This is a genomic window from Parabacteroides sp. AM58-2XD, assembly GCF_003463685.1.
GTDB classification, from domain to species: Bacteria; Bacteroidota; Bacteroidia; order Bacteroidales; family Tannerellaceae; genus Parabacteroides; species Parabacteroides segnis.
This window is the reverse complement of record NZ_QSDP01000074.1, coordinates 1-17,390: the sequence shown is the minus strand read 5'-3', so window position 1 is coordinate 17,390 and position 17,390 is coordinate 1. Positions and strand designations below refer to the sequence as shown.

The 17,390-nt window shown below is 41.3% G+C and carries 4 protein-coding genes; all 4 read right to left on the bottom strand.

Features of this window, described 5'->3' with window-relative positions; translation table 11 throughout:
• Positions 1-25: 25 nt before the first annotated feature.
• The 4 genes from DXA15_RS16855 to DXA15_RS16840 all read right to left on the bottom strand — a co-directional run bounded on the left by DXA15_RS16855 (position 26) and on the right by DXA15_RS16840 (position 17,264).
• Positions 26-3,751 carry an MBG domain-containing protein gene (locus DXA15_RS16855; RefSeq protein WP_128134793.1) on the bottom strand — a complete coding sequence of 1,242 codons (3,726 nt, stop codon included), beginning with the start codon at positions 3,749-3,751 and terminating at the stop codon, positions 26-28.
• 23 nt (positions 3,752-3,774) lie between these two features.
• Positions 3,775-11,073 carry an MBG domain-containing protein gene (locus DXA15_RS16850; RefSeq protein ID WP_128134792.1) on the bottom strand — a complete coding sequence of 2,433 codons (7,299 nt, stop codon included), beginning with the start codon at positions 11,071-11,073 and terminating at the stop codon, positions 3,775-3,777.
• Between the two features lie 35 nt (positions 11,074-11,108).
• Positions 11,109-11,615 carry a hypothetical protein gene (locus DXA15_RS16845; protein WP_128134791.1) on the bottom strand — a complete coding sequence of 169 codons (507 nt, stop codon included), beginning with the start codon at positions 11,613-11,615 and terminating at the stop codon, positions 11,109-11,111.
• 654 nt (positions 11,616-12,269) lie between these two features.
• Positions 12,270-17,264, bottom strand: coding sequence for a DUF6383 domain-containing protein (locus tag DXA15_RS16840; protein WP_128134790.1), 4,995 nt, complete (start codon positions 17,262-17,264; stop codon positions 12,270-12,272).
• Between the last annotated feature and the right edge of the window lie 126 nt (positions 17,265-17,390).

Below are 17,390 nucleotides of genomic sequence, written 5' to 3'. Positions count from 1 at the left end.
CCTTAATTACAGAATATCGGATTATTTACTTTTTCATAATACGTACTGTTTTCACTTCACCGCTTTCAAGTACGATCTGTACCAGATGGTAACCTTTGCTCAATTCACTCAGGTTGATCAACGACTCCGGTTTTTCGATCGACTTAACCAAACGGCCAGAAGCATCGAATACACGGATCATGACCACCGGACTGTCGGATGTTACAGACGTTTCGTTTTCAACAAATGTCGGATACAATCCTACATTTTGCAGAGCGATGCTTTCGTTGGCGACAGTCGATGTTACGTTGAATGTTACAGAATCGTTAGCAGCCAGATAGTTCTTCTCTTCCGGTATCGAAATGTACAGTTTTGTTACACCTTGATGCTTACCGGTAATCCAGGCGCCTTCTTCTACAGCCTTCACGCTTGCTACCGTATCATACTGCATTGTATAAGTAATTGTCGCAGGCGAAACGGCTTCGGCTGTCAATAGAATACTGTCGCCTCCGGCCATAGTCGTTCCATCGATATCCCAGATTAAACCGGCATCTGCTTTCTCTATATACAATTTTGCTGGTATCATAACAACATCATAATCTCCTTCACCTACACCTACACAATCAATCAGCAGGTCATATTCTCCGGCATCTTCCGGTTCCACTTCTGTTTTTATGGTGTAGATGTCATTCAATGTTTCAGGATCAACCTTCTTTCCGTCAGGATCGGTAACGGTAAATGTAAATTCCGGTATCTCCTCGCCATAAACCGAACGGATCGTATCTGCCTTAATGGTTAAACCGGACTTTGTGACCGTCAATATACCCGTTTTCGTAACCAATACATAATTGTCACCCGGGTCGCCGCCTTCTACATACAACGTATATTCTCCGACACCTGTTATTTCACCGGCAACTTTTACCTTCGGTTCTTTACCGGCCTTGAAGCTATCGTTTCCAATAAATCCGTTAACTGTATATTCGAACGATTCAGGAACTGCTGTGCCATAAACCAATGATACATCTTTCGGTGTCACCGTTACCTCACCGGCCTTAATCTGCATCGTTTCTTTACGAATGAACAAATTACTGTTACCTTTCCCTTCTTCCAGATAGATCGACACATTGTAAATACCCGCTTTGACAGGCAGATCAGTATCTCCATTATACAATACATAATGAGGATATTCTTTCAAGCCTTCCAAATCGGTAATTTTTACATCTGCTTCTTTCGCTTTTCCATCATAAACAAAGCTCATGTCGCCTAACACAATATTGTAGTCTGCCTCATTTTTCAGACGAATCACTTTGTATGCCACCGTTTTCGTTACTTCTTCATAACCGGCAAGGCCATGATAGCTGGCTGTAATGGTTACACCGTCATTATCTGTCAATGCCTTGGCCGACAGATAACAATAACCACCCACTTTCTCAATCTGGATCTTTTCCGGATCGGAAGATACAAAATCTATCTGAGTACCTTCAGCTATTACTTCCTGCTCCTTCTTCACTTTTGCATCCAGCTTGATTTTATCGCCTACAATCAGGTCGACGGTCAACGGGTTCCATTCCAAGACCAAAGAATTATCCGGAATTACCTGATATAAAGCTTTTCCTTCAATTGTGATCGCATAATTGGTATTTTCCTTATTGATATCACGGATGCCTGTCAATTCGTAAATGCCTACCGGCAATACGCTCGGCTGATCGGCTATTTCCAGATTCTTGATACGATTGCCTTCAGCAACGGTCGCAACCAAATCCAAGTTCTTAGCTGACTCATCCAGTTTGAAACCGGTATAAGTGATAAACTCTTTCTGAATTTCCACATCATTAAAGTCTGGCACTGCCGCACCGAACGTACGTTGAATTGTACCCAGTTTGATCTTCAAGTCAGCCTTGGCCACTTCCAGACGAATACTGTCGTTCGTTTTAGCATTATCAGTCAATAACGAATACTTAAGACTGTAATTACGATCCATTGCTTTAAACTTCGGAGTAACGGTGTTATCCACAGTCACCAACTTAATCTGTAACGTATCGATATAACTACCAGCACACAATGTACTGTCGGCAGCCTGTTTTTTGATAACCAACTGTGGCATTACATCAATCAGCTCGAAAGCTTTCTTATTGGTCGATATCTGATATGCAGCATCGAAACTAGCCAAACCACGTTGCTTTTCAGCATTGTTTGCTTCAAAAGTCCAGGTTGTGTCTTGCTTTGTTTCTCCGTAAATGCGATCTACTACCACTTTCTGGAAGTCCAACGGACGCTGATTGATCTTCAATGTGCCGTCAACGACCTTAAAGGCATAGTTTTTGGAAGAAATCTTATCTGCATTACCGACCTTGGCAACATACAGACTGTCCTCTATCTGATTCGGTTTTTCACGTTTCAGGTTCACATCGGTCTTTTCCGTTACAGCATTGCCTTCATAATCCAGATAGGATACAACCGGAGCAACCGTGAAACCTTTGTCAGCCTCATTTTCAGCAGAAATATAATCTTTTGCAACAGGTGCAGCCGTGGTGAATGTGTAAGAAGGAGAAGAAGAACCAGCTGATTCTTTACGTTTTGTCAACCAAAAATAACCATCAGGATTCTTCTCACCATAAACTTTTTGCATTACGCTCACTTTCTTTCCTTCTATTTCAACCTGAGCATCAGAAGGGAATACAGTTACGGTAATCGTATCCTTTTCGACTACATAGTTGGCGGGTGCTATCGCTTGCACGTCATAGTTAGCCAAACGCCAATTAACCTTGGCAGTATCAGCTTGGGTTGCCAATTGATAGCTGTATGTACCGACATCACTCTTTACTTTTCCTAGTCCGGCAGAAACTGCGGTATGAATAACATTCAATTCATCAGAGAAAAACAAATCACTTAATGTTTGATCATTCTTCAATGTCCCGGATGTAACCAACAGTTCTTCACCTTTAATTTTAGCGATATTCTTATCGTCATACAAACGACTGCTATCCGGCAATGCCAATGACAGCAGAGCTTTCTTGATTGCCATCTTCGCCTGCTTTTGTTCCCAAGAATAATTGTCTACAGTACCGGCTACCAATGTTACATAAACTTCCTGACCGGCAGCAGTATTCACGTCTCCTCCAAATGTAACAGCCAACTCGTTTTCACCTGCGAAAATAGTAGCAGCATCATCACCGGCAGCTAAACCTTCAATCGTAAAGTCTGCCAATGAATAAACAGGATTGGGATCTCCGTAGAAACGAACAGTATCACGCGGGGTGATAGTCAATTCTGCCCGTGTTACCGGAATAGTACGTTCCAAAGTAGCCGTAGCCTCTTTGCTTAACTTATATACAACAGGAGATTCATAAAGCTCCGTAACCGACCGATAACAATCCAAAGCATCTTGCAAAGCAGTTTCTACCAATTGTAATTTCACCCCATCCTTAACAGTCGGAGTGGCGGAAAATTTCATAATATCCTTAAAAGATTTGCCACTCTTAAATTTATTTTGGTAATTCTTCATCAACTGATGACTACCGGTATTCCCTGCCGGTGCCCACATGCACTTCAAAGATGTTTCATTAAATGTGCTTACCGCCATGTAATCCTCGAATGCCGTTCCATAAACCATCGAAGGCAATGCCCCTGAATTCGTAAAGCTCACATACACCGTATCCGGAACAACAGTTGCCTCTTGTGCATGTACCACACTACCTCCTGAAACAAGTATCAGGGAAAGCAGCACGAGCTGCTTTCCTGATGTTATTATTGATTTAATATTCTTTATCATACTAAATTTATTTTACAGGTTACTTACTTCTTAATCAACTTCACGCTCTTGAAAGTGCCATCTTCCAACGTTACGTTCAGCAGATAGAAGCCACTTCCGAAGTTTGACAAATTGATTACAGACTCAGGTTTATTGAAGACTTTCAACAATACACCTGCATAAGACACCAATTCTACACGTTTGATGGCAGAAGGAGCGGTTACCGTTACATTGGTCGTGAATACGGTCGGATAAACTTCGATATGATCGGATACGACTATCGTCTCATTATCCACACTTTCATAAGCATTTCCTATGGCAAATGTTACTTCCACAGGTTCTGCACCCCAATAATTCGTATTCCCGTTCTGAATAGCTTTCACTTTCACCAAACCGTCAGATACCAATGTCAGGATCCAATTATCGCCTATCTGGTTCACATAAGCTACCGCGTCATTGTCGGATACATAAGAAACCGGTAACTTACTTGATGCCACTGCCGTCAACGGAATGTTACGCTGTTCCACCTTGTATGATGTTTCCGGATTCCAACTGATCTTCTGCGATGCCGGTACTACCACATACTTACCTTCCTTATAAGCCACCTCATAATTCGTTGACTTATGATTGTCGGCAAACACGATCGGATAAGTTCCTGCATCAGCACCCTTCGTTACCGTCGAACTGATACGCGGAGCAAAGCCCAGGTTCTTGATGGTTTCACCATTAACAAGACCGTCTAACTGATAAGTCAGTTCTGCCAAGTCCTCTCCATAAACGCTTTCCTTATCATCGGCGATAATTGTCAGCGGAGCCTTGTTGATAACTAATTCGCCTGAAATATAAGATACCTTATAGTTCTTTCCGAAATCCTGTACGGAATACGGAGTCAATTTATAAGTTCCGGCATTTCCCTTATAAGCCTCGGCACGTACTACCGGCATCTTATCGGCATCAAAATCTTCACCGCCCAGGAAGTCACTCTTATCATAATCATATGCTTTCGAGTAGTCTGGTACAGTCTTTCCATACGTTGTTGCGAAACTGCGAGCCTTCACTTCCACTACACGCGGAGCGATGATCATCTTATTCTTGGCTTCGTAAACAAACGTTGTTGCACCTACTTCTGCTTTTACAATCACTTTATAAACACCAGCATCCACCGGAGCATTCTGATCGGACGGATAAACGGTAGACGCAGTTTGGTCACCTTCATAGAAAACTTTGTAATCTACCTCTTTACCATCCTTATCAGCAACCTTTACTGTTACGGCACGCGGAGTACCGTCATAAACAGATGTCACATTCGATACGATGATATTTACATTCGCAGCTTCACCTTCCGGAGCAACCACTGTGACCGTACCGATTACAGGATCGGCATCCATATAAGTTGTTTCATCGCCATCGGCATAAACCGTAATGTTTACAGGACCGTCCAACGTGCGGATCTTTCCTTCAACCACCATCTTACCGTTCTCGTTCTGATACAATACGACGCGTTCGCGATCATTATTGGTCAGTTCGTAACGCAAGCCGGTGATCGACAGTCTATTATCGTCAGCAGACGTTACGGCTGCAGACAATTCAACATGTTCACCTACGGCTATTGTCAGGTTGCGCTGATCTTCCGGCCAAACGATTACCCGTTTAATCTTATTGATCGACAAGTTACCTGTCACATAAGTAACATGATAGTTCTTGGCTGTCGGCTTCTGAGTGAAATAAATATCCCAGGTACCACGAGAATCCACGGTTGCATCTGTTGCCACCGCCGGTAAGAAATCTCCATCGAATACATCATCCAAGCTCTGGTATTCATTATTCTTCAGGCCTTCGTAAGCAATTGTCAGTTCCGGATTAGCCACACCGTATACACGGTTCTTGTCTTCGGCTGTCACCGTCAAATCTGCTTTACGGATTTCCAAGCTGTCTAATACTATAGTCACCCCCCCCATATCGAAGTTAGTAAGCAAACCACCCATAGAAGCTATTGCATCGGAGGTAAAGCGTACTTCATATTTGCCTGCATTTGTCTTCTTGTTGAAGCTTGCCCAGTCAATCCAGTCAACACGGCCTTCGGCTGTGTTCAGGATGGTGCTGATCTCGTCTACCAACATCTGATCCACAGTATCGTCGGCCGGTGTTACTGCCACGGCTACGTCACCATCCACAGGATCTTCGCCATATTCGCGGGAAGCAGAAACGTTCAACTGTACAGCATCTGCCATCGGGACAGGAGAAACCGTTACAATCGCACTTTCCGTACCGGCCTCGAACACGACACCTGTCACAGGTACAAATGCACCGCTGACAACTCCTGCGGCTGCGCTGGTTTGGATTGTATAATCACCCACAGGTGAATAAGCCGCAAACACGTCAGCATCGGCCGGCTCTGTCGTAACAAAGAGATTTTTAAGGTCATAGTCAGCAACCAAAGTGGCGGCGTTCAACTTCGGTGTCGTTGCAAATGCCAACTTCGGCTTTAAAGATGAAACGCCTGACTGCCCATAGACTTTTCCATATGCAGCTTTTGCCGGGGTAACCTTCACGATTGCCGGGGTAACCGTCAATGTTGCCAAAGTCGTATTCAAATTGATATCGAAATCTCCGACAGCAGACTTCAGGCGCGGAACCTCTGTTCCTCCTTTTACCACCTGCAGGGAGTAAGTCCCTGAAGTCAAATTTGCCTGAACATAAGTATTTAATACAACTTTCAATGACTTGTCTTGTACAACAATCTCATTTTTTGTATCCACCAATGCCCAGTTCAGATAATCGTTATTGAAATACATTTTCCAACGTTCCAAAGTCAATGTCTTCTTGACTTCATCGGAAATAGCCAACAAGTCATATCCGTAATTCCCGGATATCCAATTTATAGATAATGAATATTCCGGTTTGCCATCTTTTATTTCCCAAGTACCGGCAATAGACCGGTTCGCTTCAGAGAAACCTACAGTAACCGGATATTCCACAATCTGCAAACCACCTTTAACGATAACACTGCCATCCGTTGTTGTTTCCACCTCACAACCTAACGCATCATATTTAAAGGTATAATTATCCGATTTCAAAATCACCTTATAATCGTATACTCCGGCAATCGGCGTGGCATTCTTTGTTTGTGCTCCATCGTCACCCAGCAAAACAACAGCCTGAATTTCCGCAGCAGCCAACTTTTTATTCAATGTCGGAATATCGGTCAGCTTTATTTGGTTTTCTATTTCAGACAAGGTCTTACCATAAACAAAGACAGCTTTCGCTTGATCCTCCGGTTTGATTTCGTCAGGTGTATTCAATAAATATGTAGGTAATTTAACTGTTAAAGACTTTTGTGCTACAATTACAGAAGATGGCATAGATTTTCCACCCGCTTCGATGTTATAAGTGAAGTTAGCCGGGGCATCATTCATCTTTATCACATATCCGTACGTACCTGCAGCAATCGGATCATTGGCTTCACCCGTACATGCAGCATCTTTCAATGTCACAGTAAAGATATCTCCAGGATTGGCAAAGTCGGCATATTGATCGAAGATTCTTGCATTCATAGCCAAGAACTCTTCAAGAATCTTGCTTTCCATTACCTTTTTCTTCTGTTCATACTTGAACGTTATATCGGTAGGGAATTCAAACTCCAATTTAACCTTCTTTACAACCAGCTTGCCGGTAACCGATGCGATATCCACATTTTCCGTCACGATCGGTTTAAACGTCAATGTATAATCATATTTGCCGGCAGGTACAGGACTATCGGCAGTCAATTCAACAGAGAAACTACCTCCGGGCTGAATACCTGTTGCAGCAACCAATCTGAACAACTCTGTATTTGCGGCATCACTAAGCACAGCATCCTTGATTTGCGCCTTCACTACAGCTAATGTATTAGCATCGGCATAATCAATTGTAACAGCCGGCAATACAGGAGTCACTGCATTTTTGGTAATCGTTCCGGAAAGAAGCACATTCCAAGTCTGACCGGGAACTTCTTCCGTCACTTTCATGTTTGCCTGTGGTTTAAGAGTCAAGGTATAGTAGTTCTTGAAATAAGGATTCGTCAACACCACTTGATATCCATACAAGTCGGAAACCTTCAAATATTCATCCTCCGGAATCAATTCGGCTGTACCTCCGGCATCTACTTGTGTCTGGTTACGAATAATATTCACCTTTACTCCCCAAGTTTCCAAGTCCGGTTTTACGAAGTTTGCAACCGTCGATGTGACATGCTGATTCAAGTAGTCAAGAATCAATCGGGCATAATGACCGGCAGTATAACCGAAATTTTCATTCAGATATGTCAATTCCGTTTCTATATCCATCGGAATTTCAATCAAGGTAATACCTCCGTTATCCAAAAGCGTTATAGAAGTCGCATAAAGAAGTTGGAATCCTGTTGCAGCCTTTGCCGAATTCACCGTTCTTAAAGTTGTGCCATCTGCACCTTTTACCGTGATTGTACGGTATTTGGTAGTAGGAGCAAAGTACACCCTATATCCATCCCCTTCAATGGCAACACGTAGAATACACTTGCCTTTCAGATCCGGATTATTCAACAGAATATCTGCCATGATATGTTGCGCCATCAATTCATCCGACGCACCTTCTTTCTTAAATTTATACGTTTTCAAGTTTACGGTAAGATCCGCACGCGGATTGATCGTAACGGGTATTTGAGGAGATTGCGGAGAAGTTTCTGCCACTTCCTCTCCATTCACTGTCACCTTCGAATAATCCACAAACAAATCCGATTTAAACTTGACCTGATATTGCATTGTTCCTCCTTCCGGTACACTCAGGTCAGAAGAGGTAATATCATCGATATAAGAGGCCAAAAGAACACTCGGATTGTTATAAACCAAATCACGTTTGATCAGTTCCAATATTTTAGCAACCTCGTCAGTCTCGCCCACTATATAATCAAATTCATATGTCGGGAAGTTAAATTCAGCCACCGGACGAGCGTTTAATTGAATACCATTCTTTACTGTTACATAAATATAAGTAGCATCCGAATTATCAATCGTCACGTCTGCATCTACCTTTCCGGCATATAGTTCTTCAAGTACGCCTGATTTCTTTGCAACTCTAACCTTATAACCGTAAACAGCTTCCGACTCGGACACTGTTTTCACAGCTGTGCCGGTTTTATCAAGCAATGTCACCTGGATTTTATCCGTAAGAGCCAAAACCCCGCCATTCAGTTGGTACAGTTTATCACTTACCAAAGAGGTGATTGCAGCCGGTTTCATGTCTTTCACATAATCAACCGGAATATTCTTCGGAGAAGTAAAGGCATGCTCTACCGGTAAAACAGTCACAAAACGAATTGCCTCACTAAACGTACACATTACGCCATCGGCGACAACATTCAATTTATTGGATGCCGAACTTTGTGTCTGGTAAGTTATTTTATAATCGGCCAGTTTATGGGTTGCACCCTCTTTTAATGTTATAGTATAAGAGAGATAACCTTCACTTGTTAAAGGAGCTTCGGTTGTCACTTGCGGAGTAAAGCTATAAACCGTTTCCAAACTGGAATTAGCATTATTCACTGCATCCAACACTTTTTTCTCCAATTCCGCTTTCGTTGTGATCGTACCGATCTTTATCGGAGTTGAAATAAAGTCAGGCAAAACGACTTTTATTTCCGCTTTGGTCGCAGTTACGGCATTCTTCAGGTCATATCCGTTTATAGACGTATTGGCAGACAGTTTTCCACTTACAGAAGCTTCCGTCTGAGTTCCCGGCTTATAATTTTCATTCAATATGACACGATAACTATACGTTTTGCCTGATTCTAAAACGCCTTTTGTCAACTTTTGCGTAAACGTTTCATCCGAATAGAGTTCAATACCGTTCTTAGCCAGTATGGCTGCTGTTCCGTCTGCCGATTGTATGGCTGCTCTTATCGCAGCAATAACCCGGTTGACAGCAGTTCCTTCAGCCAACAAGCCGTCGCCACCTTCTGTAAACACAGGAAGTTTGGTTTTTCCGATTGCTTTTGGCGTAATTGTAAGAACACCTGTCGATGTAAACGATGCGTGCCCGTCGGTCTCTACCTTCTTTGTACCGCCTGTTACATTCACTGAGGAGTAGTCATAAATCTCACTTGCACTTGCCGGGAAATAAACTTTTACATTATATTTACCCACAGGCAACACTGTTTTACCCGTTTCATAAAGAGTCTCTTTTCCGTCTTTAACGAAATAGACCGAGCAATCTTCTATTCCGGTTATACCATTTACTTTCGTGAATGTTATTTGAGACTCAATACCGCTTAATGGAGTACCATAAGTATAGGAAGACCAAGAACCAAAACTTATTGATGCAGCAGACTGATCAACCTTTTTTACCGTAATCTTATCAGAAACAGTAAAAGCAGACTTTTCATTCAATTTTATTTCTTTGATTTCTGCCGTAGAAGATTCAGGGAAAGCAATCTTCAAATCCTTCCGAGCACGTACGTCGAATGTATACGAATAAGTACCGGCTCCCAAAGGATAAGCAGGAGTACCTGTAATTTGTATGTTCTCGAAATAAATATCATCCTTCAAAGCCTGATTCTTCTTTGACAAGCCAGACAGAATAGCCTGTTTCAAAGCATCTTCATTTTGTATCTGATTACTTACCGTCGTATAATTGGCAGAGAAAACAGAGCCACTCAGCACCGATTTGATTACGATACTGTTGCCGACTTTCACAGATTCTTTTCCTGTTGCTTCTATTCTGAAAGGAGTTATGGTAGCCCCCAAAGATTCAGAATTAGATCTTTCGATATTAACAACATAGCCTTCCGAATTTACAGTTACATCAAAGAGATAACTATAATCTGCTGCAACAAGATCTCCGCTTTGAACCGATCCGGCTTTGAGAATCCGAACATTCGATACGGTTATATTTGTCGAATGCGCACTCGGTATTGTCTTCTCAATCTCTGCTGCAATGAAATCACCCAAAGTCGCAACATTGGCATTCGCTTCTTTCTCATAAAAGCTTAACGTTTCCTTTGCCGGAACCTTCAGCGTAACAACCGTCTTATCAGTCACAACGATAGAACCCGACACTTCGACTTCTGCGTTAGTTTGACCAGGTTCTACTGAAGTTGGAGCCGCTACCCCGTCCGCACGGGCAAAACTTGCTTTAATACCTGCGGGAGTAAATAATTTAAATTTATAGGTATACGTTCCGGCAGTAAGAGCAGGGCTAGAAACATCACCTGTACCACTATGCAATGTAACATCACTCGCTGTTAATCCGCTTATACCCCCAATTGAGGCAGATAATTTCGCCAGAATATCATTCTTCAATGTTGCGACTGTAGCGTTACCATCAGTCACAGAAAATGTATACAGAGGTAAATCTATATTTTTCGTTACAGAGAGATGGAACCTGCGGTTTGAGTCGTTGTTTGATTAGAGAAATCATAAAAATCTTTAAACGATGTAACTTTTCCATCAACTCCTAAACGGAGAATATAGCGTTTAGTTAACATAAATGAAGAAGCCTCTATCTTTACTTCAACCGCTGATACAACATTTCCGGTAGGTTGTACCAAGGAAAAGTCTGTAGATGTCGTATTTGAAAGTTTTAATTTACCCTTTGCATCTTCAAAGGAACTATTTTTTAACTGGCTAGAGCCACCATCCACAAAGGCAGCAAAATCGCCTACCCCGGTGGCATTTGATTCATAAACAGTAAAAAAATCACTTTTTATAACATCCGCACTTGTCCCATACGGAATTTCCGTTGTTCCATAAGGCAAGTCTTTGAACACAATCACATACCGATCAACAGCCATCGCTTGCGTCACGACTCCCAACAACAATAATGTAAACAGAAGTAATCTCCTACTTACATCTCTAAAGTATATTTTTCCCATACTTTATATTTTTAATTTATAATGTTTGTCATTTATCATCAACCAACATCAATAGTTTCAACCGGGAGAAACTATTGTTTCACTAAGGAGAAACACTTGTTTCATCAGGAAGAAACATAATTTTCATCACTATAAAACAGTTCACCGAATACCGGGTTTCAACTATCCCATACAGTATCACTGACTTACGAATTGGATTAGGTATCGTGGTCCTTTTGTCTATATTTTTATTTTTTCATATTTCGGACCCAAGGCGTATAATCCATCAAAATATTGTTTGTACAAGACGTTCATTATGTTTAATAGAAACGCCTGCCGCCCCTGCCGGAACACTTCCCGGCAACTTCTGTTAAAACATATATAGATCGTTCGCAAAACACTTATGTTTTGCCGATAAAGCATATATGCTTTCACACATCATTTTTTTATCTCAATTCATTTACAATTTAGAAAAAAAGCCCTGGCCGTAAAACTTTTACCACCAGGGCCCCTTTTTGGTCCATGTTTCCTACTTCACAGCAGTACTAATGGAAGAACTTTATTTCATTACTTTAGTATTCGAGACCACCTCTTCCCCCATCACAGGTTACTTAATGGCTCTCGCAAGAGAGCCATTGCGTAGTCACACTAGTATTAATATTAAATATCTCTTTATTACTTAACTATTGCTTTTACAGTCGATTCGCCATCGATAGCTACTACTACTACACCTGCAGAAGCCGGGAATGTAGCGTTATCAGAAGCAATTACAGTGTTAGCAATCTGCTGTCCAAGTACGTTGGTGATCACAACTTTCTTACCTGCTGCATTCATAATCGTTACCTGAGCGTTGCCTCCAAGAACTTTCACTGCATTAGCATCGATATTTTCGTTGCCTACAGAAGTATTCTCATCAGCATTATCGAAGTAGATATCACCCGTAGAAGTTGCAGTCTTAGATGTTGCGAAATCCAAATAGTCTACCGACGGAATCATCTGGTTTGCATCACCTACACACTTGTTGTATGCCTGTACACGTACAGTGTAAGCAGTCTGCGGGATCAGGTTATGAACCTGGATAGATGTTGATGTCGGTGCGATGTCGAATGATTCTTCGCCGTCGAAGTTGATATCATCCTGCCATTCGTAATAAGCAGTAGGCAATGAGCCGACTTCTGTTCTCCAGTCACCTGTATAGAATTCACCATTGTTGATCGGCATCGGGCTAACCGGTTTTCTAACCATCCATGTTTCAGGAGTATCGAACAGATAAATATCGATCTGATGTTTGTCTGTCTGGAATCCTTCCATCAAACGGATAGTGTATTTGATCGGATTAGTTACATCTGTCGTCAGATCCATGTCATTCATCTGGTGAGCGATCGGAGCATAAGACCACTTTCTGTCGATCGGATCCAAGTTACCCTGGATGCTGAAGTTGTCAACACCTACGATAGATGTTTCTTTCTTGACAACACCATCTTCTTTGTATTCTTTGGTAACTTCCAACCAGTAGTTAACCTGATTGTCACGGTGGATTACACTACCTGTAGCGTTGAACAACTCAACCCAGATAGTCCTGCTTTCTTTGTCGGCACGAACTTCAGAGATAAATACATCTTCAGAAGTGAACTTCGGAGTGAAGCGACCTACGGCAACTTTGTAATATTCAGCACCCGGAACGGCTTCCCAATTGAATTTAGCATCGCTACCACCAATTTCACCATATGTCGGTTCTTTGATAGTCGGATTAGCCAAACCTGCAGTAAATGCTACACCCAAATCTTTGTTTACATCGCAAACAGCAGCCAAAGAAATAACATTTTCTACGTCACACAAGTCTTCTACATTCGGAGTAGCACGAAGATCGATCTTAGCAACTACGTCACCACGCATTACGTTTTTAACAAGATCGCCCTTACCACCTTTGAAAACATAGTTCAAAGAACCGTCTTCCATGTTACCATTCATAGCCAAAGCCAAAGATTGTTCACGAACATTCAATTCTTTTGTTTTAGCTGTACCGAATGTGAACATGTCAGAGTTGCTGATCAAATTAATCTTCTGTTCTATCTTGTTTTCAGACTCGATAGTAGACGTTCCGTAATGAGGCAGGTCACGACCCTGAATATAGATTACAGAATCTTTCATATCGCCTGCATTTACTACACCAAACTGGAAGTTTTCGATCTTCTTCTTACCTTCAGCGTCAGAACTGTACCATACTTCCGGTACTTTAACGTCACCCTTGATCTTAGCAGTCAAAGTATCGTTGACATTGATACCGTAAGGAGCAAAGAATCCAAGATTCAACCATTTCTTATCATCTACTTTCAATGTTCTTTCATAATCATTCAAATCATAGAAGCGAACACGGTTTGCGATTTCGTTAGAACGCTGTTGCGGAGCCAACTGAATTGTATCCTTGGCATAATAGCGTGCCCACATGCCCTTTGTAGAACCTGTATTGATCGTATCGATGCTCATAGCAATGCCATCACGGTCAACCGGATCGAATGCAACATTCACGGCGATCAAAACTTCACCGTACTTATTCGGATTGATCTGAACCTTACCGTTTACTGAATCAATTGTACTGTAAACAACACCGTTCAAGTCAGCCAATTCAACAAATGAGTACTTATATGCAGTAGACTTGTTAGAGAAAGTAGTCATGTCAACCGGATCCATCACGTTGATACCGGCAATGATAAACTGACCTGTATATTCCGGATAGCAAGTATTCACATAACGAGTCTGGTAATCTTTAGTGAATGCTTCACGATAGATTCCTTTGATAGTAGCACCATGTTCAACCGGGCTGAACTGGTTCAGAATGAACGGATAGAAACTGTTATAAGAACCTTCTCTTACATCTGCGTTCATAGTAGTAACCAAACCGGCATCGGTTGTACCTACAGTGTAGAATTCATTGAATCCCTTCACGTCTGCAGTCTTGATACCGAACTGAGCGATATGGTCGAATACATTAGGCAGACCCGGGCAACAACCTTGGATCAGATCCCAAATGATCGCTTTGTCGTTCCTGTCGTTGAACGGCATATAAACAACTTTCATTTCCAGACCTTCGTTCTTAATACGGTTAACCAAAGCCACATCGTCCAAATCAACTTCGAAATACAATGTATCTGTTACGGCAGTACCTTTCAGTTTACCATATACACCATTTACATCTTTAGCCATAGTCTTAACCGGATTGCTAATGTTGTTAGACAACCAGTAAGCCTTGTCATATTCTTTTTCGCCGGCAGTGAACAGGAATGCATTTGTATGATACAAAGCATCATCAGTGCTTTCGTTCTTAGAGAACTGTTCTTTGAATACCTTGATTGTGGCAGTTGTACCACCGGCAACGTCAGGCTTCAAACCTGTAGCCTTGATGTATACAGTATGAGGTCTTGACTCGAAACGAACAGTGCTTGTTTCATCATACGGAGAGAAGAACAGATCCAATCTGTCTTTATCTTTCACGTTAGCCAAAACCGGAGTTACAATACCCATAGCATGACTCAACAGATCATCACTTTCGAAGTTATACCATACAAATGTATTAGTACCGCTGATCCAGATCGGACCTTCGTAAACAGCACCTGCCTTACCATCCATCAAATCCTGAGCGGAATAAGTATATTCGGCATTTGCCTTCAATGTTTCAACATTCTCGAAATATCTTGATGTTGCAGTTTTATATGTCAATGCAGGAGCGATTGTATATTTTTCACGAACATACAATGACTCATCGTCATCTACATTTACATCACCACGAGAATAACGGAAGATGGCATTGATACTAACGATGTTTTCTTCAATATTACCAGCACAATCAATAACAGGCATATTATCTGTATGTGACCCTATCACCGGAGCATCAGGAACCTGGCATGTTGCACAGAACTGGTTAAACCATTCCACATAATCCACATAAGAATGACCATTAACCTTCATCGGCAAATAACGACCCGGAACATAAGTAGAATCAAGTCCATTCTCTGTTTGTGCATTTTTATATACGATCTTCCAACCAACCAGATTCACATCGTCATCATAACGATCTGTTGCTAGTTCGTAAGCTTTCGTACGATTTGCCAAAGTAATTTCACCCCAATGTTTTTTATCTAAATCTTTTTCACCTCTTGAGTTGAAATACGGCAGATTCTTGAATGAAATTTCTGCTGTCTTATAATCCTTATATTCATCGAAGTTCAAGTCGTTCACTTCGTTGTATGTAGGAATAGAAGAACCACTTAAAACGAATCTTGCTGTATCAGAAGCTTCAGCTGTTGTTGTAGCCCAGATGTAGCTATCAGCCTTAAATTCTGCAACTTCTTGCGGAGCAAAATAGAAATCAAATGTAGCATTAGAAATACGATCTCTATCATCAACCCCATCCTTTTGAACAAAATATTCACGAGGTATACGATAAATAACTTCATCTGTTACTCCAGGCGTACCTTCAACAATAAAACTGCTCAAAGGCATATTGTCACCAACTTTTGTGAAATCATCGGGATTAGAAGCAATCATATTATCGACGATAAACGGATACTTAACGTGCAGTTCATAATATGCCAGTTCTTGCTGCTTTTCCTTATCTGCTTCAACTAAGCCATCACGGTCGCTTATGTTGTCAAATGTAGATGTATACTCATTGTTTACTTCACCTTTTTCATACAACGTATTCCAAAACTCAACAGTCGTTGTAAATGTTGCTTTGTTACAAGAAGTATTACGTCCGGCACCTGCCTCAAATACAGTAGTTTCACCTTCAATTTCCACATCAGGACGATTGAAAGCGATACGTGCATTACGGAATACAGTCAATGGTTCTGTATCTTTTGTTTTATCGACTGTAGATTCCAATGTTCGATCCGGTACAGATTGAGTGCTCTCAAACATGATTACAATAATCTTGTTATCCAAGTCACCTTGCTTCAAAACACCGCCATCAGATATTTGAAGAATGTTTCTCCAAGCATGTTTTGCACCAATCTGATGATTTTCGGCAGTAAAGATAGACTTTTCCTTTACTGGATTAGAAACAAATTTTCCATCCAGATCATATATATAAACATTGTAAGACCAATCAATAGAACGATTGACAAGCTCTTTATTTCCATAAGCTGCCATATCAATATCAATACCCTCTACACCAATTAGTCCTTTTGTACTATAGGTAAAATCCACACGAGCTTTAGCTTTTGTATTCTGATAAATACCTAAACAAGCCTTCTCTGTTTCATCTACAAAAGTAAAAGTAGAAGCAGTGTTCATTTTCTCATGGTTCTTGATTTCATCATAAGCCATGGTCAAATGTTGTCCGTCAAAAGGTAATTGTTCCGTTTCTTCCATATTCAGGAATGAAGCATACACACCAGCCATCAATTTTGCATCTTTCATATTTGCAAAATCGATTACTGAGTAGTAATTTCCATACTCACTACCTTCAATTGCAGCATGTGTATGAATATTTACTTTCTCAATCGGTTTCAATTGAGCAGCCGTAATGGCAGGTGTCTCAAAATGCTCCCGAGTGTCATACCATGGAGCTCTTGCTTTAGTGAGTCCAGCTGTCACCGCGAACGAAAAGCCAGCCACTCCAAGAGCACCCAGGAGAACAATACCTCCTCTTTTCAAAGTACTTTTTCTCATAAATAAAAAAATTAATTAATAAAACTGTTATTTAAATTCTCTATAATATCTATTACCAGTAAGTCTGTTTAATACCAATGACTAGATTAAACGTTCCTTTTTTCTCGTCATTTTTTTGATATTTTG

Excerpts from the sequence above, each read along its gene's own strand:
- DXA15_RS16840 (WP_128134790.1), bottom strand. The coding sequence starts at position 17,264 with ATGAGAAAAAGTACTTTGAAAAGAGGAGGTATTGTTCTCCTGGGTGCT.
- DXA15_RS16845 (WP_128134791.1), bottom strand. The coding sequence starts at position 11,615 with ATGGGAAAAATATACTTTAGAGATGTAAGTAGGAGATTACTTCTGTTT.
- DXA15_RS16855 (WP_128134793.1), bottom strand. The coding sequence starts at position 3,751 with ATGATAAAGAATATTAAATCAATAATAACATCAGGAAAGCAGCTCGTG.